Annotated in this window: 17 protein-coding genes; 16 read left to right on the top strand and 1 reads right to left on the bottom strand. The window is 69.8% G+C overall.

Annotated features, from left to right (window positions below):
* Nucleotides 1-23 precede the first annotated feature (23 nt).
* Nucleotides 24-2,099 (bottom strand): DEAD/DEAH box helicase, encoded by a 2,076-nt coding sequence (locus tag ACQUS7_RS12795; RefSeq protein WP_435147487.1) that lies wholly within the window; start codon nt 2,097-2,099, stop codon nt 24-26.
* Nucleotides 2,100-2,220: 121 nt separating this feature from the next.
* Between ACQUS7_RS12795 and ribH the strand changes: the two genes are divergently transcribed.
* The 16 genes from ribH (at nt 2,221) to ACQUS7_RS12715 (ending at nt 18,727) form a co-directional block, all read left to right on the top strand.
* Complete coding sequence (gene ribH / locus ACQUS7_RS12790; RefSeq protein WP_435124804.1) at nt 2,221-2,634, top strand: 6,7-dimethyl-8-ribityllumazine synthase; 414 nt, start codon at nt 2,221-2,223, stop codon at nt 2,632-2,634.
* Nucleotides 2,631-3,785 carry a pyridoxal phosphate-dependent aminotransferase gene (locus ACQUS7_RS12785; RefSeq protein WP_435124807.1) on the top strand — a complete coding sequence of 385 codons (1,155 nt, stop codon included), beginning with the start codon at nt 2,631-2,633 and terminating at the stop codon, nt 3,783-3,785. The genes ribH and ACQUS7_RS12785 overlap by 4 nt, the downstream gene beginning before the upstream one ends.
* 269 nt (nt 3,786-4,054) lie before the next feature.
* Nucleotides 4,055-6,160 (top strand): flippase activity-associated protein Agl23, encoded by a 2,106-nt coding sequence (locus tag ACQUS7_RS12780; protein WP_435147484.1) that lies wholly within the window; start codon nt 4,055-4,057, stop codon nt 6,158-6,160.
* Nucleotides 6,161-6,299: 139 nt separating this feature from the next.
* Entirely contained in the window at nt 6,300-7,499 is a 1,200-nt protein-coding gene (locus ACQUS7_RS12775; RefSeq protein WP_435147482.1) for a 5-(carboxyamino)imidazole ribonucleotide synthase, read from the top strand.
* Nucleotides 7,496-8,128 carry a 5-(carboxyamino)imidazole ribonucleotide mutase gene (gene purE / locus ACQUS7_RS12770; protein ID WP_435147480.1) on the top strand — a complete coding sequence of 211 codons (633 nt, stop codon included), beginning with the start codon at nt 7,496-7,498 and terminating at the stop codon, nt 8,126-8,128. Before ACQUS7_RS12775 ends, purE begins: the two co-directional genes overlap by 4 nt.
* 94 nt (nt 8,129-8,222) lie before the next feature.
* A complete protein-coding gene (locus ACQUS7_RS12765) occupies nt 8,223-8,639 on the top strand; it encodes an NADH-quinone oxidoreductase subunit A (RefSeq protein WP_435124817.1) in 417 nt (138 codons plus the stop codon).
* A complete protein-coding gene (locus ACQUS7_RS12760) occupies nt 8,636-9,337 on the top strand; it encodes an NADH-quinone oxidoreductase subunit B (protein WP_435124819.1) in 702 nt (233 codons plus the stop codon). Before ACQUS7_RS12765 ends, ACQUS7_RS12760 begins: the two co-directional genes overlap by 4 nt.
* A 2-nt stretch (nt 9,338-9,339) precedes the next feature.
* Nucleotides 9,340-11,010 (top strand): NADH-quinone oxidoreductase subunit D, encoded by a 1,671-nt coding sequence (locus ACQUS7_RS12755; RefSeq protein WP_435124821.1) that lies wholly within the window; start codon nt 9,340-9,342, stop codon nt 11,008-11,010.
* Nucleotides 11,010-12,068: a complex I subunit 1/NuoH family protein gene (locus ACQUS7_RS12750; RefSeq protein WP_435124824.1), complete on the top strand. Its 1,059-nt coding sequence runs from the start codon at nt 11,010-11,012 to the stop codon at nt 12,066-12,068. The genes ACQUS7_RS12755 and ACQUS7_RS12750 overlap by 1 nt, the downstream gene beginning before the upstream one ends.
* A gap of 2 nt (nt 12,069-12,070) precedes the next feature.
* The gene (locus ACQUS7_RS12745; protein ID WP_435124827.1) at nt 12,071-12,532 is read left to right on the top strand and encodes a NuoI/complex I 23 kDa subunit family protein; all 462 of its coding nucleotides are present in this window, start codon (nt 12,071-12,073) and stop codon (nt 12,530-12,532) included.
* Nucleotides 12,533-12,685: 153 nt separating this feature from the next.
* Nucleotides 12,686-12,961 carry an NADH-quinone oxidoreductase subunit J gene (locus tag ACQUS7_RS12740; protein ID WP_435124830.1) on the top strand — a complete coding sequence of 92 codons (276 nt, stop codon included), beginning with the start codon at nt 12,686-12,688 and terminating at the stop codon, nt 12,959-12,961.
* Nucleotides 12,958-13,329, top strand: coding sequence for a proton-conducting membrane transporter (locus tag ACQUS7_RS12735; RefSeq protein WP_435124832.1), 372 nt, complete (start codon nt 12,958-12,960; stop codon nt 13,327-13,329). The genes ACQUS7_RS12740 and ACQUS7_RS12735 overlap by 4 nt, the downstream gene beginning before the upstream one ends.
* Nucleotides 13,329-13,631, top strand: coding sequence for an NADH-quinone oxidoreductase subunit NuoK (nuoK, locus tag ACQUS7_RS12730; RefSeq protein ID WP_435124835.1), 303 nt, complete (start codon nt 13,329-13,331; stop codon nt 13,629-13,631). The genes ACQUS7_RS12735 and nuoK overlap by 1 nt, the downstream gene beginning before the upstream one ends.
* Nucleotide 13,632: 1 nt before the next feature.
* Nucleotides 13,633-15,696 (top strand): NADH-quinone oxidoreductase subunit L, encoded by a 2,064-nt coding sequence (nuoL, locus tag ACQUS7_RS12725; RefSeq protein ID WP_435124837.1) that lies wholly within the window; start codon nt 13,633-13,635, stop codon nt 15,694-15,696.
* Entirely contained in the window at nt 15,693-17,219 is a 1,527-nt protein-coding gene (locus ACQUS7_RS12720) for a complex I subunit 4 family protein (protein WP_435124839.1), read from the top strand. Before nuoL ends, ACQUS7_RS12720 begins: the two co-directional genes overlap by 4 nt.
* Nucleotides 17,219-18,727, top strand: a complete 1,509-nt coding sequence (locus ACQUS7_RS12715; protein WP_435124842.1) for an NADH-quinone oxidoreductase subunit N — start codon at nt 17,219-17,221, stop codon at nt 18,725-18,727. The genes ACQUS7_RS12720 and ACQUS7_RS12715 overlap by 1 nt, the downstream gene beginning before the upstream one ends.
* Nucleotides 18,728-18,841: the final 114 nt, after the last annotated feature.

Here is an 18,841-nt window from a genome sequence, read left to right as displayed (position 1 = left end):
GGGACGCGGCGCGCCGCGACCGGTCAGAGCTTCGACCGCGTGGCCGCCAGAACCGGGAGGTCGACGCCGACGACGTCGGCGAGCGCGTCGGCGGCGCCCAGCAGCCACTCGGCGCGCTCCACCCGCGATTCGAGGTCGCCGGGGCCGATTCGGTAGGCGTCCACGAGGTCGGCGAGCGACGCGCCGTCGACCCACTCGGCGAGGATGCGCGCGGTCTTCACGGATTCGAGCCACGCCTCGAAGTCCTCGGCGTCCGCCATCGACGTGACGAGCTCGTCGCCGCGGCGCCGCGCGAACTGATACGTGTCGGCGCGCTCGCGCTCGCCGAGGTAGGTGTCCTGCATGTCCGGGGTGTCACAGACGAGCTCGAACGCGGTGAGCGTCGTGACGGACGCCGGGTCGCGGGCGGCGACGGTGCGGAGCGCGTCGACGATTCTGGTGCCGGTCTCCGGTTTCACGTACTGCCGGGAGATGGCGGCGCCGAGTTCGGTCGCCTCGATGCCGTCTCCGTCGCGGCTCGGCGCCAGCAGCTCCTCGTCGATGAGCTCGGCGACGACGTCGCCGACGACGCCGCCGAGGTCCGGGTTCGGCGTCCGCGAGGCGTAAAAGGTCTCGCCGAGCGCGTCGAGCAGCTCCGCCTGCGAGTCCGCGACGCCGCTGGCGACGAGCGACAGCGTGTGCGTGCGGAGCGCGGCGCGGTCGCGGAGCTTCGACTCCACCGCCTCCGGGTCGGCGGTGACGTACCGGTCGTACAGCTCCGCCGCCGTGTCCGCGTCGCCGACGAGGACGGCTTCGCCGTACGGGTCGAGGCCGGGTCGGCCGGCGCGGCCGCACATCTGGTGGACCTCGAGCACGGGGAGCCACTCGGTGCCGGAGCCGGTGTACCGCTGCTGGTCGCGGACGACGACGCGCCGCGCGGGGACGTTGACGCCGGCGGCGAGCGTCGGCGTCGCGCAGATGACGGCGAGCCGCCTGTCGCGGAACGCCTCCTCGACGGCGGCGCGGTGTGCGGACCGCAGCCCGGCGTGGTGGAACGCGACGCCGCCGTCCGCGGCCGCCGCGAGCCGCGCTGCGGTGTCGGTACCGTCGACGCCGCGGAGTTCGTCGGCGGTCGCCGCGGCGCCCGCTTCCACGTCCGCCGCCGCCGCGAGTCCTTCGCCGGCGAGCCGCTCCGCGAGCCGTTCGGCCTCCCGACGCGACCGGACGAACGCGAGCGCCTGCCCGCCGCCGTCGACGGCGTCCCGGACCAGCGCGGCCGTCGCGTCGGTGTCGTCCGGCTCGACGTCCTCGTCGCCGGTGTCGTCCGCGCCGCTCCCGCCATCGTCGACGCCGTCGCTGTCGTTGCCGCTATCACCATCGGCGTTGCCGTCGCTGTCGCTGTCGCCGCCGTTGCCGTCGTCGTCGATACGTCCGTCGCGGGTGGCGGCGGCTTCGACGGAGAGCGACAGTTCGGTGTCGTCGTCGAACGACACGGCTCTGTCCGCGTACACGCCGGTCCGGAGGTCGACGGGCCGCCAGTCGGACTCCACCAGTTCGGCGTCCAGCCACTCGGCGATGTCCTCGGGGTTGTCGACGGTCGCCGAGAGCGCCACCAGTTGCGGGTCGCCGATGCGGCGGCGCAGCGTCGCCAGCGTCACCTCCAGCGTCGGCCCGCGCCCCTCGGTGCCGAGCAGGTGTACCTCGTCGACGACGACGCACGCCAGCGAATCCACCCACGCCGCGCCGTTCCGAATCGCGGAGTCGACCTTCTCCGAGGTCGCGACGACGACGTCGTGTTCGCCGAGCTCCGCCGCCGACGAGTCGTAGTCGCCGGTCGAAATCCCGACGTCGACGCCGGGCAGCGCCGCGAACTCTTCGTACTTCTCTCGTGCGAGCGCGCGTAGCGGACAGATGTACAGCCCCGGCCCGTCCGCCGTCAGCAGCGCCAGCTCCGCGACGAACGTCTTGCCGGACGCCGTCGGAACCGCCGCCACGACGTTCTCGGCGTCGCAGACGCCGGCGTCGACGGCGTCCGCCTGCGGCGGATACAGCTCGTCGATACCGCGGCCCTCGAAGTGGGCGACGTACTCGTCGGCCAGCGGCAACTCGGCGACTCGCATCGGTGCTCGTCGGTCCCTGCGCCGCTCTCGGATAAAAACCCTCGCCGGTCCGCGGGACGCTGTTCGTGCGACATCGGCCCGGAGCGGTACGCCTTTGACGCGGCCCGCCGACCGCTCGTGTATGAGCGACCCCGCACTCGGGCTCGTGGTGGCGCGGTACAACTCGTCCGTCACCCAGCCGATGGAGGAAGCCGCACAGGAGGCGGCCGCCGAACGCGGCGCCGCAGTGACCGACACCGTCCGCGTCCCCGGCGCGTACGACACGCCGCTGGCCGCCGACCGGCTCGCGCGCCGCGAGGACGTCGACGCCGTCGCGGTCGTCGGTGCCATCGTCGCCGGCGACACGGACCACGACGCCGTCATCGGGAACGCGGCGGCCCAGAAGCTCACGGACGTGAGCCTCAGCCGCGACAAGCCCGTGACGTTCGGCGTCTCCGGCCCCGGACAGAGCGGCGCGGAGGCACGCGAACGCGTCGACAAGGGCGCCGAAGCCGTCGACGCCGCCGTCGACCTTGTGGAGGGGCTCCCGGCATGAGCGGCTTCGAGTTCACCGAGCGCGTCGGCCGCGTCGAGCCGTCGGCGACGCTCGCCATCGGGAACGCCGCCGCGGAGCTGGAGGCCGACGGCGTCGACGTCGTCGACCTCTCGGTCGGCGAACCGGACTTCCCGACGCCGGACAACATCACCCGGGCCGCCGAGGAAGCGATGGAGGCCGGCCACACCGGCTACACGTCCTCGAACGGCATCCCGGAGCTGAAGGAGGCCATCGCGGCGAAGCTGACCGGGCAGGGCGTCGACGCCGACGCCGACGAAGTCATCGTGACGCCGGGGGCGAAGCAGGCGCTGTACGAGACGGTGCAGACGCTCGTCGACGACGGCGACGAAGTGGTGCTGCTCGACCCGGCGTGGGTGTCGTACGAGGCGATGGTGAAACTCGCCGGCGGCGACCTGACGCGCGTGGACCTCGCGCCGCACGACTTCCAGCTCGAACCGGCGCTCGACGCGCTCGGCGACGCCGTCTCCGACGACACCGAACTGCTCGTCGTGAACTCGCCGGCGAACCCGACGGGCGCCGTGTTCTCCGACGCCGCGCTCGAAGGCGTCCGCGACCTCGCCGTCGAGCACGACGTCGCCGTCATCTCCGACGAGATATACGAGCAGATCACGTACGGCGTCGACCCGACGAGCCTCGCGAGCCTCGACGGCATGGCCGACCGCACCGTCACCGTCAACGGCTTCTCGAAGGCGTACTCGATGACCGGCTGGCGGCTCGGCTACCTGCACGCGAAAGGCGGGCTGGTCGGGCAGGCCGGGAAGCTCCACAGCCACTCCGTCTCCTGCGCCGTCAACTTCGTCCAGCACGCCGGCGTCGAAGCGCTCGAGAACACGGACACCGCGGTCGACGAGATGGCGGAGGCGTTCCGCGAGCGCCGTGACCTCGTCGTCGACCTGCTCGCCGACGAGGGCGTCGACGTCGCGGTGCCGGACGGCGCCTTCTACATGATGCTCCCGGTGGACGACGACGACGCCACGTGGGCCGAGCGGGCAATCGAGGAGGCGCACGTCGCCACCGTCCCCGGCTCCGCGTTCGGCTCGCCGGGCTACGCCCGCATCAGCTACGCCGCCAGCGAGGCGCGGCTCCGCGAAGGCATCAGCCGCCTCGCCGACGGCGGCTTCTTCGACTGACCGCGCCGGCGACGACCCCCGACCGTCTTTTCGCGACGAACGCTTCCGCAGGCAATCGTCGTTGCTGCCGCGGTTTCAGCGTCGTTGCTGCCGCGGTTTCAGCGTCGTTGCTGCCGCGGTTTCAGCGTCGTTGCTGCCGCGGTTCCGGTGTCGTTGCCGTCGCCGTCGCCGGACGGAGCACGGACGTGTCCGGCGCGCGACCGGCGGACTGCGCGAGCCCCCACGAGCAATCACAAGAGTTGTTACCGGGGCCGAGCGAGCCTGTGGCAATGAGTCACGGCGTCGACTCCAGCGGTTCGGACGCCCCGGTCGACGACGGGGAGTCGGCGCCGGCGGCCGCCTCGCGGGTCGCTGACGCCGACACGGCCGGGGCGTTCGACGCGCTGACGCGGCGGCTGCCCGGGTCGCCGGCGACCGGCGGCGTGCTGCTCGTCACCGCGCTGGCGCTCGTCGTCCGGGTCGTCGGCCTCGGCGGCCGGGTCTTCCACTGGGACGAGGGCCGCGTCGCCTACTGGATTCTCCGGTTCGACGTCACCGGCGAGTTCTTCTACCGGCCCATCATCCACGGGCCGTTCCTGCCGGTCGTCAACAACGTCCTGTTCGACCTCGTCGGCGCCTCCGACTTCGCGGCGCGGCTCCCCGTGGCGGTCGTCGGCGCGCTGCTCCCGCTCGCCGCGCTCTGCTTCCGGTACCGGCTCCGCGGCCGCGAACAGGTCGCGCTCGCGCTAGTGCTCGCGGCCGACCCGCTGCTGATTTACTACGCCCGGTTCATGCGCGGGGACGTCCTCGTCGGCTCCTTCTGCGTCGCCGCGTTCGCGCTGACGGTGTACGCCGTCGACACGCGCGACGTCCGGCCGGTGTTCCCCGCGGTGGTGCTGCTCGCGCTCGGCTTCACCGCCAAGGAGAACGCGCTGGTGTACGTCCTCTGTTTCGCCGGCGCCGCGTTCCTGCTGTTCGACCACCGGCTCGTCCGGACGGCGTCCCGGACCGGGTCGCTGCTCGACGCGCTCGTCGGCGCGGCTATCGGCGGCGTCCGCTGGCTCGACGACTGGACGGCCGGCTCGCGGACGCGCGGCGCGGTCGAGCGGTTCCTCGCCGACCGGACCGACGGCGACGCGACGCCGCCGTCAGCCTCCCCCGTCGGCCTGGTGGTGCATCTCGCCGTCTGGGTGCCGCTCGGCGCCGTCGGCGTCGCCGCGACGTTCCTCGCCGTGACGACGTTCTTCTACGCGCCGCGGCCCGAACTGTGGCAGGCGCTCGGCGGCCTCGTCGGCGCCGGCCCGACGCCGCCGACGGCGTCAGCCGGGTCGGTGCTGGAGGAGGCGACCATCGGCGCCGCCGAGAAGTTCTACGGGACGTGGGCCTCCGGGACGCACTCCGACCACCCGTACCTGCCGTACCTCGGCGACATCGCCGAAACCATCGCGTACGGCTCGGGCGTCACGGCGGCGCTCGCCGCCATCGGCTTCCTCTCGGACAGCTACGGCTCGGGGCGGAACCGTGCGCTCGTCGCGTTCGCGACGTACTGGGCGGCGGCGTCGGTCGTCGGCTACCCGGTCGCGACCGACATTCAGGCGCCGTGGGCCGCCGTCCACGTCACGCTCCCGCTCGCCGTCCCGGCCGCAGTCGGCCTCGTCGCCGTCGTCGACTCGTTCGAGTCGTCGCTCCGCGCCGACGACGCGGTCGGCGTCGGGCTCGCGGCGCTCGTCGTGTTCGCGGCGGTCGGCGGCGTCGTCGGCCCGAACGTCGACTACTGGAACTCCGCGTCCGTGGAGGACAAGGCCGTGCTGCAGTGGGCGCAGCCGGAGAACGACCTGAAGGGCGCGATGGCGGACGTCGGCGCCGTCGCCCGGAACAACGACGGGACGGACGTGCTGTTCGTCGGCACCAAGTCCGGCGGCAACACGCTGTTCTACGTCGCGAACGAGTCCAGCACGAGCCGGATGCCGGCCGGCGGTCCGAGTTGGCACTCGCGGTTGCCGCTGCCGTGGTACCTCGAACTCCACGGCGCCACCGTGAACTCGACCGCGCCGGAGGCGCGGTTCGACGGGCTCCCCGAGGATCCGCCGCCGGTCGTCATCGCGAAGCCGTGGGACCGCGACGAACTCGAAGTCCGGCTCGACGGCTACCAGGCCCGGGAGTACAAGTTCCGGCTGTGGAGCGAACACGTCGTCGTCTTCGTCGACCGCTCCGCGCTCGACGCGGCGACGCAGCCGCAGGCGTCGACGGAGTCACGTGAAGCGACGGATTCGCGGGCGTCGAAACTGCAGGCGCCGACGGACTTGCGAGCGTCCACGGACCTCCGGCCGACCGATTCGGGGCTGCCGGTGGACCTGCAGCCGAACCGGGGCGCGCGGCTCCGGCCGGCTCCGTAGCCCGGCGGTCCGCTGTCCGCGTCGTCACCCCGGTCGCCGCCGCCGTGCTGTCCGCATCGGCCACCTGGATACTCACGTTCCTGTACACTCTGTGCGTCCGGACGCAAGAGTTATGCACCGAGTTGCCGAATCGGCGGACGTGAATCCGACGTGTCCAGGCCCGACGCTCGGCGTCGTCGGCGGCGGACAGCTCGGCCGGATGCTGGCCGAGGCTGCCGCGCCGCTCGGCGTCGACGTCGTCGTGCTCGACCCGACGCCGGAGTGCCCGGCGTCCCGCGTCGCCGACCAGGTGGAGGGCGCCTTCGACGACCCGGACGCGGTGCGCGAACTCGCAGACCGGGCCGACGCGCTCACGCTCGAAATCGAGCTGGCCGACCCGGACGTCCTGGCTTCGGTCGGCGCCGAACTCGACGTGCCGGTGCAGCCGTCCCCGGCGTCGCTCCGCACGATTCAGGACAAGCTCGTACAGAAGCGGACGTTCGCGGACGCCGGCGTCCCGGTCCCGGAGTTCGTCGCGGTCGGCGACGCCGCGGACCTGGAGGCCGCCGTCGACACCTTCGGCGGCTGCATGCTGAAAGCCCGCACCGGCGGCTACGACGGCCGCGGCAACGTCCCGGTCCGGCCCGGCGACGACTACGACGCGAAGCTCGCCGAGGTCGGCGCCGGCGACGGCGGCGCGATGGCGGAGGAACTCGTCGACTTCGAGCGCGAACTGTCCGTCGTCGTCGCCGCGGGCGCCGACGAGACCCGGGCGTTCCCGCTCGCGGAGAACGTCCACGAGGCGGAAATCCTGCGTGAAACCGTGGTGCCGGCGCGCACCGACACCGCGGTCGCGGCGCGCGCCCGCGACGTCGCGCTCGACACGCTCGACACGCTCGACGGCCGCGGCGTCTTCGCGGTCGAACTGTTCGAGACCGCCGACGGCGACGTGCTCGTGAACGAGGTCGCGCCGCGGCCGCACAACTCCGGCCACTGGAGCATCGAGGGCGCCACCACGTCCCAGTTCGAACAGCACGTCCGCGCCGTGCTCGGCTGGCCGCTCGGCGACACCGGGCTCCGCGGCACCACCGTCTCCGCGAACCTCCTCGGCGACGTCGCCGACCCGACCACGGCGGCGCTCCGCGGCGTCGAAGACGTCTACGACGCCGGCGACGCGCACCTCCACTGGTACGGGAAGCGAGAGGCGCGGCCGCTCCGCAAGATGGGGCACGTCACGGTGTCTCGCGCCGACGCCGACCCGACGGAGCTCCTCGACGCGGTCCGCGGGCTCCGCGACGGACTGACGTTCACCAACTCCGACGCCGCCGACCAGCGCGCGGAACCAGACTCACCACAATGACCTCCTCGACACCGCCGACCGTTCACGACCTCGTCGACCGACTCGAATCCGACGCCGACCGCGACGCCGACCCGGCGACGACGCCGGACGTCGGCGTCATCATGGGGTCGGACTCCGACCTCGACGTGATGCAGGGCGCCTTCGACGCGCTCGACGAACTCGGCTTCGCCGAACAGACCGACTTCGCCGACCCGCCGGACGCCCGGTTCACCTACGAGAGCTACGTCGTCTCCGCGCACCGAACCCCGGAGCTGCTGTACGCCTACGGGGAGACCGCCGCCGACCGCGGCCTCGACGTCGTCATCGCGGGCGCCGGCGGGAAGTCCGCCGACCTGCCGAACATGACCGCGAGCATCGCCTACCCGATTCCGGTCGTCGGCGTCCCGGTCCAGGAGAAGTCCGTCGACTCGGTCATCGGGATGCCGACCGGCGCCCCCATCGTCGCCGTCGACGCCGGCAAGTCGTTCAACGCCGCGCTGTCCGCCGCACAGATTCTGGCGCGCGAACACGAGACGCTGCGCGACCGCCTCGTCGACTACCACGACGGGCTGCAGGGCGACGTCGCTGCGGTGTCGGCGGCGCTGCACGACCGCGGCGTCGACGGCTTCCGCGCGGACCGCGACGAGTAGCGCGGGCGCGCGGCTCCGCCCGGAATCGGGGCGCGCAAAGGTGAAGCGCTTATGTACGGGGCCTCCAAACCGTCGAACGATAGGAGAACCCGGTATGAATTCATGGATAGCGATCGGCGCGTTGGCGTTGATGGGCGTAGGTATCCCGCTGGGGATGATGGCTGCGTCCTGGATTCTTCGCCCAAGCGTGCCCGAACAGGGGAAACGTGCCACGTACGAGTCCGGCGAGGTCCCCACGGAGTCAGCAATCGGCGTCCAGGTCAACATCCAGTACTACATGGTCGCCCTGCTGTTCCTCGTCTTCGACATCGAGACCGTCCTCATCTTCCCGTGGGCGCTCATCTACCGCCCCGCTCTCGAGGCCGGCGTCGGGCTCGCGACGGTGCTGTTCCCGATGCTCGTGTTCATCGCGGTGCTGGTCGTCGGCCTCGTGTGGGCCTGGCGGCAGGGCGCGATTCAGTGGGCGGAGAGTCCGCGTGCCACACGACAGAAAACGGAGCGTCAATCATGAGTAGTGACAACAGGCCGTTCAACACGGACGACTCGAAGGTACTGACCGACACCCGGGACGCCCGGATGGCGGGGTCGGACGACCGCTTCAACTCGAAGCTGCGCGAAGCGTTCGGCTCCTCGCCGTTCATCCTCACCAAGTTCGACAAGTTCATGAACTGGGTGCGGGGTTCGTCGATGTTCATGCTGCAGTTCGGTATCGCGTGCTGCAGCATCGAGATGATGCACACCTACTCGGTGAAACACGACCTCGACCGCTTCCACGCCGGCGTCCCGCGGGCGTCGCCGCGGCAGGCGGACGTCATCATCGTGCCGGGCACCATCGTCTCGAAGTTCGCGCCGCGGATGAAGCGCGTGTACGACCAGATGCCCGAGCCGAAGTTCGTCATCGGGATGGGGTCGTGCACCATCTCCGGCGGCCCGTTCCAGGAGGGGTACAACGTCGTGAAGGGCGCAGAGGAGGTCATCCCGGTCGACATCCACGTGCCGGGCTGCCCGCCGCGCCCCGAAGCGCTGGTCTACGGCGTCGCGAAGCTCCAAGAGCGCATCGCGAACGGCGAGTCGTCGCCGGTGACGGTGAAGCCGTACGAGCTCGAACAGTTCGGGGACCTGGACAGCGACGAAGTCATCGACCAGCTCGCCGACGACATCGACGAGGAGGACCTCGTCATGCGGTACAACTGGGCTGATTCACCCTAACAATGAGTCTCGAAGAACCGGAACCCACGGCGCCCGACGTCGTCGAAGAACAGTCCGCGGACGAGCTCGCGGCGCTGCTCGGTGACGCCGTCATCGGCCGCGAGGAACACCTGAACGCGCCCGGCTACGTCGTCCGGCCGGACGCGGTGCAGGACGCGCTGTCGACGCTGAAACGGGAGGCCGGCTTCGACCACCTCTCGTGCGTGACCGCCCAGGAGTACGAGGACCGCTACGAGTCCATCTACCACCTGAAGAAGTTCGACGACCCGACCCAGGAGGTCAGCGTCGTCGTCCCGACCGACCGCGAGAACCCGGTGTCGGAGTCCGCAGAGCCCGTGTTCCGCACCGCCGACTGGCACGAACGGGAGGCGTACGACCTCGTTGGCGTCGAGTACGACGACCACCCGGACCTCCGCCGCATCCTGCTGCCGGAGACCTGGCAGGGCCACCCGCTCAGTGAGAGCTACGACCAGAACCGGCCGCAGGTCGTCCCGCTGCGCGAACACGCGAACCCGCTGCAGGAGGACACCCGCGCCGAGCAGGACGCCGACACGATGTTCCTCAACATCGGTCCGCACCACCCGGCGACCCACGGCGTCCTCCACCTGAAGACGACGCTCGACGGCGAGCAGGTCGCGGACGTCGAATCCGACATCGGCTACCTCCACCGGAGCGAGGAGCAGATGTGTCAGAACGGGACGTACCGCCACCAGATCATGCCGTACCCGGACCGCTGGGACTACATCTCGGCGGGGCTGCTCAACGAGTGGGCGTACGCCCGCGCCGCGGAGGACCTCGCGGACATCGAGGTGCCGGAGTACGCGCAGGTCATCCGGACGATGGGCGCGGAGATGTGCCGCATCGCCTCGCACATGCTGGCGGTCGCGACGTTCGCGCTCGACGTGTACGGCGACTTCACCGCCATCTTCATGTACGGCATCCGCGAGCGCGAGAAGGTCCAGAACCTGCTGGAGGACCTGACCGGCCAGCGGCTCATGTTCAACTACTTCCGGCTCGGCGGCGTCGTCTGGGACCTCCCGGAGCCGCGGGAGGACTTCTTCGAGAAGACCCGCGACTTCCTCGACGACCTCCCGGAGGCGCTCGAGGAGTTCCACGACCTGATTTCGGCGAACGAAATCCTGCAGATGCGGACGGTCGACACCGGCGTGCTGCCGCCGGAGGTCGCGAAAGACTACGGCGCCACCGGCCCGGTCGCCCGCGGCTCCGGCATCGACTACGACCTGCGCCGCGACGACCCGTACGGCTACTACGACGAACTCGACTGGGACGTCGTCACCGACGACGGCTGCGACAACTACAGCCGGCTGCTCGTCCGGCTCCGCGAGGTCGAAGAGTCCGCGAAGATCATCGAGCAGTGCGTCGACCTCCTCGAGGACTGGCCCGAGGAGGACCGCACCATCCAGTCGAACGTCCCGCGGACGCTCCGCCCGGACGACGACGCCGAAGTGTACCGCGCCGTCGAGGGCGCGAAAGGCGAACTCGGCATCTACATCCGGTCGGACGGCACGGACAAGCCGGCGCGGTTCAAGATCCGGTCGCCGTGCTTTTCGAACCTGCAGACGCTGCCCGAGATGGCCGAAGGCGAGTACGTCCCGGACCTCGTCGCGGCGCTCGGTAGCCTCGACATCGTGCTCGGCGAGGTGGACCGGTAATGGTCGCGCCGCTGCAGATGCTGCCGGACACCATCGCCGGCATGCTCCCGTTCGGCGGGCTCGCCGCCGACGTCGTCGGCGCGCTCATCGCGACGTTCCTCGTCGCGAACTTCCTGCTCATCAACACCGCGGTCGCGGGGCCGTGGGCGAAACGGAAGATCACGGCCGCGTTCACCGACCGAATCTCGGTGAACCGCGTCGGCCCCGCCGGCATCCTCACCATCGTCGTCGACGCGGTCCGGCTGCTGTCGAAAGAGCTCGTCATCCCGGAGGGCGTCGACCGGCCGGCGTACGACATCGGCCCGCTGTTCATCCCGTTCTCCGCGATGCTCGGGTTCGCCGTCATCCCGATGGGGAGCGGCATCCAGGTCGCCGACCCCGAAATCGGCATCGCGTTCGCGTTCGCCGCCTCCTCCATCGCCTCCATCGGCCTCATCATGATGGGGTACGCGTCGAACAACAAGTACAGCCTCATCGGGGGGCTGCGCGCCGTCGCGTCCAACATCGCCTACGAGATTCCGCTGGTCATCACCGGCGTCTCCGTCGTGCTGCTCGCCGGGTCGCTGCAGACCAGCGAAATCGTGGCCCAGCAGACGCAGGCGCTCGTCACGGTCGCCGGCGTCACGATTCCGCAGTGGTTCGCGTTCGTGAACCCGCTGGCGTTCGCGCTGTTCCTCGTCGCGAACGTCGCCGAGGTCGGCCGGAACCCGTTCGACGTCCCGGAGGCGCCGACGGAGATCGTCGCCGGCTACCAGACGGAGTACAGTTCGGTGTACTTCGTGCTCATCTACCTCGGTGAGTTCATCCACATCTTCCTCGGCGGCGCCCTGACGGCGACGCTGTTCCTCGGCGGGCCGGCCGGCCCCGGCCCCGCCATCCTCGGTATCGTCTGGTTCACCGCGAAAATCTGGGCGTTCTACGTGTTCACCCAGTGGCTGCGCGCCGCGGTGCCGCGGCTCCGCGTGGACCAGTTCATCGAGGTCGGCTGGAAAGGCATGCTGGTGCTGTCGTTCGCGAACCTCGTCCTCACCGCGGTCATCGTGGGGGTGCTCGCATAACCATGATTGGAATCCTCAAAGGCATGGCGACGACGATGAAACACGCATTGGACGGGAAGACGTTCACGGTGGAGTACCCGGACGTCGCCCCCGAAGTCAGCCCCCGGTTCCGCGGGGTTCACAAGTTCTCCCAAGAGCGGTGCATCTGGTGCCGCCAGTGCGAGAACGTCTGTCCGAACGACACGATTCAGATCGTGCAGGACGACCAGCGGAACGGCGAGCAGTACAACCTCCACATCGGCCAGTGCATCTACTGCCGGCTCTGTGAGGAGGTGTGCCCGGTGGACGCGATTCTGCTCACGCAGAACTTCGAGTTCACCGCCGACACGAAAGACGACTTCGTGTACAACAAAGAGCAGTTGAAGAACGTCCCGTGGTACAAGGGCATCGACCCGCTCAGTTCGCGGGAGCCCGACCGCGGCGCGTGGATCGGCGAGGGCGACGGCGAAATCGACTACCAGTAGCGCCGCCCGCCGCTCAGCCGGCACGCCGCGGCTCGCTTTTCGCCTCGACGGCTCGACGGACGGTCGGGGAGCCGCCGCTAATTCGTTCACGTGGACGCGTCCGCGCGAACAGTCTCGAAACCTTCAAACGCCCTCCGACGGGAGTGTCGCGTAATGGTTGTAGAGACTATCGCGTTCGCGCTGTTCGCCCTCATCACCGTGGGCTGCAGCCTGGGCGTCGTCCTGGTCGAGGACGTGTGGCACTCCGCACTCCTGCTCGGGGGCGCCCTGTTGAGCGTCGCGGTGCACTACGTGAGGCTGCAGGCGGAGTTCAACGCCGCCATGCAGATCCTCGTCTACGTGGGCGGGGTGCTCATCCTCATTACGTTCGCCGTGATGCTCGTGCGGACCGACCGGAACGAAACCGATTCGGAGGTGATGCGGACGTGAGCCGCCGCGTGTCCACGCCGTCGCTGAAGCTCGGCTCGCACCTCGTCCCCGGCCTCGCGGCCGTCGCACTGTTCGTCGTGCTGGCGGTGGTGTTCCTCAGCTCGACGTTCCCGCTCGACGCCGCCCGAGGATTCCCCGACGGCGCCGCCATCATCTCGAGTATCGGCTACGCGATGTTCAACATCGGCCGGGGCGACGTCGCCAGCGAAGGGTTCCTCGCCGTGTTCGAACTGGTCGACGTCGTGCTCGTCGCGGCGCTCACCGGCGCGGTGATGCTCGGCCGCACCGAGGCGGCCGGCGACGTCAAGACGGCGCTCACCGACGGCGGCCGCGACGTCGCCGACCGGCTCCGCGGAGGTGAGCGCTGATGGTGCCCGTCCAGTGGTACCTGGTGCTCGCCGCGGCCGTGTTCTGCATCGGCGTGTTCGGGCTGCTCACCCGGCGGAACGCGCTGCTGTTCTTGATGTCGGTCGAACTGATGTTGAACGCCGCGAACATCAACTTCGTTGCGTTCTCGCAGTACTGGGGGAACGTGACCGGGCAGACGTTCGCGCTGTTCACGATGACGCTCGCGGCGGCCGAAGTCGCGGTCGGCATCGGCATCGTCCTGGTGCTGTACCGGAACTTCAGCGGCGTCGACGTGACGTCCCCGACGACAATGAGGTGGTAAGATGGCAGGTGTATTCGATTTCGCGCCGGCGATCGTCGCGCTCCCGTTCGTGTCGTTCCTGATCGCGCTGGGCTCGGCCATCTGGGGCCGGGACCTGCTGCCGAAGGGCGGCGCCATCCCGGGCATCGCGGCGACCGCGGGCTCACTGGTGCTGTCGATCGCCGTCTTCCTCACCGTGAGCGGCGGCGAAGTGTACGACGAGACGCTGTACACGTGGGCGGCCGCCGACGGCGTCGAGCTGTCGTTCGGTCTGCTGCTCGACCCGCTCGCGGCGATGATGCTCGTCATCGTCTCGACGATCGCGCTGCTCGTCCACGTGTTCTCTCTCGGCTACATGAACGACGAGAACGAGACCGGGCTGCCGCGGTACTACGCCGGGCTCGGGCTGTTCACGGCGTCCATGCTGGGGTTCGTCGTCGCCGACAACCTCCTGATGGCGTTCATGTTCTTCGAGCTGGTGGGGCTGTGCTCGTACCTCCTCATCGGCTTCTGGTTCCGCGAGGACGCGCCGCCGAGCGCCGCGAAGAAGGCGTTCTTGGTCACCCGGTTCGGTGACTACTTCTTCCTCGTCGGCGTCGCCGCGGTGTTCGCGACGTTCGGCACGGCGCAGTTCGCCGGCGAACACGCCTTCCCGCACCTCGCAGAGCAGGCGGTGTCCGGCGAGGTGCCGGCGCAGGTGACGACGTTCTTCGGGCTGGACCCGCAGGCGTGGTTCACGGTCGTCGGGCTGCTCGTGCTCGGCGGCGTCGTCGGGAAGTCCGCGCAGTTCCCGCTGCACACCTGGCTCCCCGACGCGATGGAGGGTCCGACCCCGGTTTCGGCGCTCATCCACGCGGCGACGATGGTGGCGGCCGGCGTCTACCTCGTCGCCCGGATGTACGGCTTCTACGCGGTGTCGCCGACGGCGCTCGCGGTCATCGCGCTCATCGGCGGCTTCACGGCGCTGTTCGCGGCGACGATGGGCGTCGTGAAACGCGAAATCAAGCAGGTGCTCGCGTACTCCACTATCAGTCAGTACGGCTACATGATGCTCGCGCTCGGCGCGGGCGGCTACGTGGCCGCGACGTTCCACCTGCTCACGCACGCCTTCTTCAAGGCGCTGCTGTTCCTCGGCGCCGGCTCGGTCATCATCGCGATGCACCACAACGAGAACATGTGGGACATGGGCGGCCTGAAAGACCGGATGCCCGTCACCTACTACGCGTTCCTCTCCGGGTCGCTCGCGCTCGCCGGCATCGTTCCGTTCGCCGGCTTCTGGTCGAAAGACGAGGTGCTGTACGAGGCGCTCGTCCACGGCCTCGGCACCGCCGGCGGCCTCGGCACGGTGTTCCTCGTCGCGTACGCGTTCGGCCTCATCGCCGTGTTCTTCACCGGCTTCTACACGTTCCGGATGGTGTTCCTCACCTTCCACGGCGACGCCCGCACCGGGCAGGCGGAGGACCCGAAGCCGGTCCGGTGGAACGTGAAGGCGCCGCTCGCCGTCCTCGGCGTGCTCGCCGCCACAATCGGCCTCGTCAACATGACGCCGGTCGCGGAGCTCACCGGCGCGCACATCGAGTTCCTGCACCAGTGGCTGCAGGGGCCGGCTGAGTCCGCGGTCATGGAGGGGCTGTCCGCCGAGCACTACCACCACTTGCTGCACGAGGTGAACCCGGCGCACGTGACGGCCGCGGGGCTGTCGCCGCTGCTGCCGGGCGCTGTGTCGCTGCTGCTCGCGCTCGGCGGCGTCGGCCTCGCGTACAAGCTGTACGCGGTCCCGACGCCGGAGGAGCACACCGACAAGCTCGGCTCCGTGAAGGACCTGCTGTACGACAACTACTACCAGGACGAGTTCCAGGTGTACCTCGCCCGGAACGTCGTGCTGCCGCTGTCGGCCGCCGCGGACCGGTTCGACCAGGGCGTCGTCGACGGCGTCGTCAACGCCGTCTCGCGCGTCAGCCTCTCGGGCGGGTCGCGGCTCCGCCGCGTCCAGACCGGCGTCGTCAGTAACTACGCGACGCTGCTGACGCTCGGCCTGACCGCGCTGCTGCTTGCGTTCGGTCTCTACGAGGGGTGGTTGCTATGATCGCTGGCCCAATCGAAGCACTCATCGGATTCACGTTCGTCGCGGCGCTCGTCACGCTGTTGGCGCCCGACGAATACGCCGGGAAACTGGCGTTCCTGCTCAGCCTCCCCCCGGTCGCGGGGGCGGCGTATCTGTGGTCGCAGTTCGACGCGACCGGGAACGCGCTGCTCGGCGGCAGTATCGCATTCAAGTCGCAGGTGACGTGGCTCGAAGTGTCGGGCTACACGCTCCAGTGGTTCGTCGGCCTCGACGGCATCAGCCTGCCGCTGCTCGTGCTGACGACGCTGCTGACGACGCTCGCCATCGTCTCCGCGTGGACGCCCATCGACACGCGGCAGAGCCAGTTCTACGGCCTGATGCTGTTCATGGAGGCGAACCTGCTCGGCGTGTTCACCGCGCTGGACTTCTTCGTCTGGTTCGTCTTCTGGGAGGCCGTGCTGGTCCCGATGTACTTCCTCATCGGCGTCTGGGGCGGCCCGCGCCGGAAGTACGCCGCCATCAAGTTCTTCGTCTACACGAACATCGCGAGCCTCGTCATGTTCATCGGGTTCATGGCGCTCGTGTTCAACCTCGACGTGTCGAGCTTCGGGATGCCCGCCATCGCGATGGCGCTCCGTGACGGCGCGCTCGACGGGTTCTTGGGGCTGACGCCGACGGCGCTGAAGACCGCCGCGTTCGCCGCCATGTTCGCCGGGTTCGCCGTGAAGGTGCCCGTCGTCCCGTTCCACACGTGGCTGCCGGACGCCCACGTCGAGGCGCCGACGCCGGTGTCCGTGATGCTGGCCGGCGTCCTGCTGAAGATGGGGACGTACGCGCTGCTCCGGTTCAACTTCACGATGCTGCCCGACGTCGCGAACCAGTACGCCGGGCTCATCGCTATCTTCGCCGTCGTCTCCGTCATCTACGGCGCGATGCTCGCGCTCGCCCAGCAGGACCTCAAGCGCATCGTCGCGTACTCCTCCGTGTCGTCGATGGGGTACGTCATCCTCGGGCTCGTCGCGTACAACACGTGGGGGGTCGGCGGCGCCACCTTCCAGATGGTGGCGCACGGTCTCATCTCCGGGCTGATGTTCATGGCGGTCGGCGTCATCTACAACGTCACCCACACCCGGATGGTCGGCGACATGAGCGGCATGGCCGACCGGATGCCGGTAACCGTCGGCATCCTCATCGCCGGCGCGTTCGGCTACATGGGGCTGCCGCTGATGGCCGGCTTCGCCGGCGAGTTCTTCATCTTCAAGGGCGCGTTCGCGTCGACGGTGCTGCCGTCGGCGCCGCTGTTCACGGCCGCCGCGATGTTCGGCATCGTCATCGTCGCCGGCTACCTGCTGTACGCGATGCAGCGCACCCTGTTCGGTGAGTTCAGCCTCGAAACCGACTACGAGGTGACGCGGGCCGACCTGCACGACACGCTGCCGCTGGCGGTGCTGCTGCTGTGCACCATCTGGCTCGGCGTCGCCCCCGAGACGTTCTTCAACATGATCACGGACGCAGTGGTTCCGATTCTCGGAGGTGGTGCCTGATGGCGCTCCCCGAGTGGACGGCGCTCGCTCCCGCGATCACGCTCGGCGTCACGGCGCTGGTGCTGCTCGTCGTCGACACCGTCAACCCGGACGACTCGAACCCGGCGGTGCTCGCCGCGGTCGCCGCGGTCGGGTCGCTGACGTCGCTCGGCTTCACCGGCTGGTTCCTGTCGGCCGGCACCGGCCAGCCGAGCACCGGCGGCGCCATCACGCTGTTCGCCGACGCCATCGTCGTCGACGGCATGGCGCTGTTCTTCCAGGCCGTGTTCGCCTCCGTGACGGCGCTCGTCGTCGTCGCGAGCTACGACTACCTGCGCGGCCGGCAGTACCAGGCGGAGTTCTACAGCCTCGTGCTGTTCGCCGCCTCCGGGATGGCGGTGATGGCGACCGCGAACTCCCTGGCGACCGCGTTCGTCGCCCTGGAGCTCGCGTCGCTGCCGTCGTACGCGCTCGTCGCGTTCCTCAAGCACAACAAGGGGAGCGTCGAAGCCGGGCTGAAGTACTTCCTCATCGGCGCGCTCTCCTCTGCGGTGTTCGCGTTCGGCATCTCGCTGGTGTACGCTGCGACCGGGAGCCTGCTGCTCTCTGACGTCGCCACGGCGCTCGCAGAAGTGGAAGCCGGCGGCGGCCTCGCCGGCGTCGCGGCGGTCGGCGTCCTGATGGTCGCCGGCGGCGTCGCGTTCAAGACCGCCTCGGTCCCGTTCCACTTCTGGGCGCCGGAGGCGTACGAGGGCGCGCCCGCCCCGATTTCGGGCTTCCTGTCGTCGGCGTCGAAGGCGGCCGGGTTCGCGCTCGCGTTCCGCGTGTTCACGGTCGGCTTCACGACGGCCACCGGCACGCCGATTCCGGCCATCGACTGGGTGCTGCTGTTCCAGGTGCTCGCCGTCGTCACGATGACGCTCGGTAACTTCGCGGCCGCGACCCAGGAGAACGTCAAGCGGATGCTCGCGTACTCCTCCATCGGCCACGCCGGCTACGCGCTCATCGGGCTCGCCGCCTGGACCGGCGGCGCCGCCGGCGCGAACGCGCTCGGCGCGTCGATGGCGCACCTGCTCGTCTACGGGTTCATGAACACCGGCGCGTTCCTGTTCGTCGCGCTCGCGGAACACTGGGGGGTCGGCCGGACCTTCGAGGACTACGCCGGGCTGGCGAAGAAGGCGCCCGTCGCGAGCGTCGCGATGACGGTCTTCATGTTCAGCCTCGCGGGGCTGCCGCCGTTCGGCGGCTTCTTCTCGAAGTACTTCCTGTTCATGGGCGCCATCCAGACCGGCTTCTGGTGGCTTGCAGCGGTCGGCGCCGTCAACTCGGCGCTGTCGCTGTTCTACTACAGCCGCGTCGTGAAGGCGCTCTGGATCGACGAGCCCGCCGCCGAGCGCGAACTCGGCGGCACCCCGACGGCGCTGTACGCCGCGGTCATCTTCGCCGGCGTCGGCACCGTCCTGCTGCTCCCGGCGTTCGGCCCGGTCATCGAGACCGCGCAGGCCGCCGCCGCGGCGCTCATCGGCTGACCCGCCGCGGTTCCGCTCTCCCGTTCGGTTCGTTCTGTTTCCGTCCGTTTCGCTCCGTTCCCGTTCGCCCCGTCTCGGAGGACGGTAGGGTTTTCCCGGCGCGTCCCACAGACA

Origin of the sequence: Halobaculum sp. P14, from assembly GCF_051195155.1 — an archaeon.
Classification (GTDB): Archaea; Halobacteriota; Halobacteria; order Halobacteriales; family Haloferacaceae; genus JBNTKA01.
The sequence above is the reverse complement of the archived record's forward strand: the minus strand, read 5'-3'. Positions and strand labels throughout refer to the sequence as shown.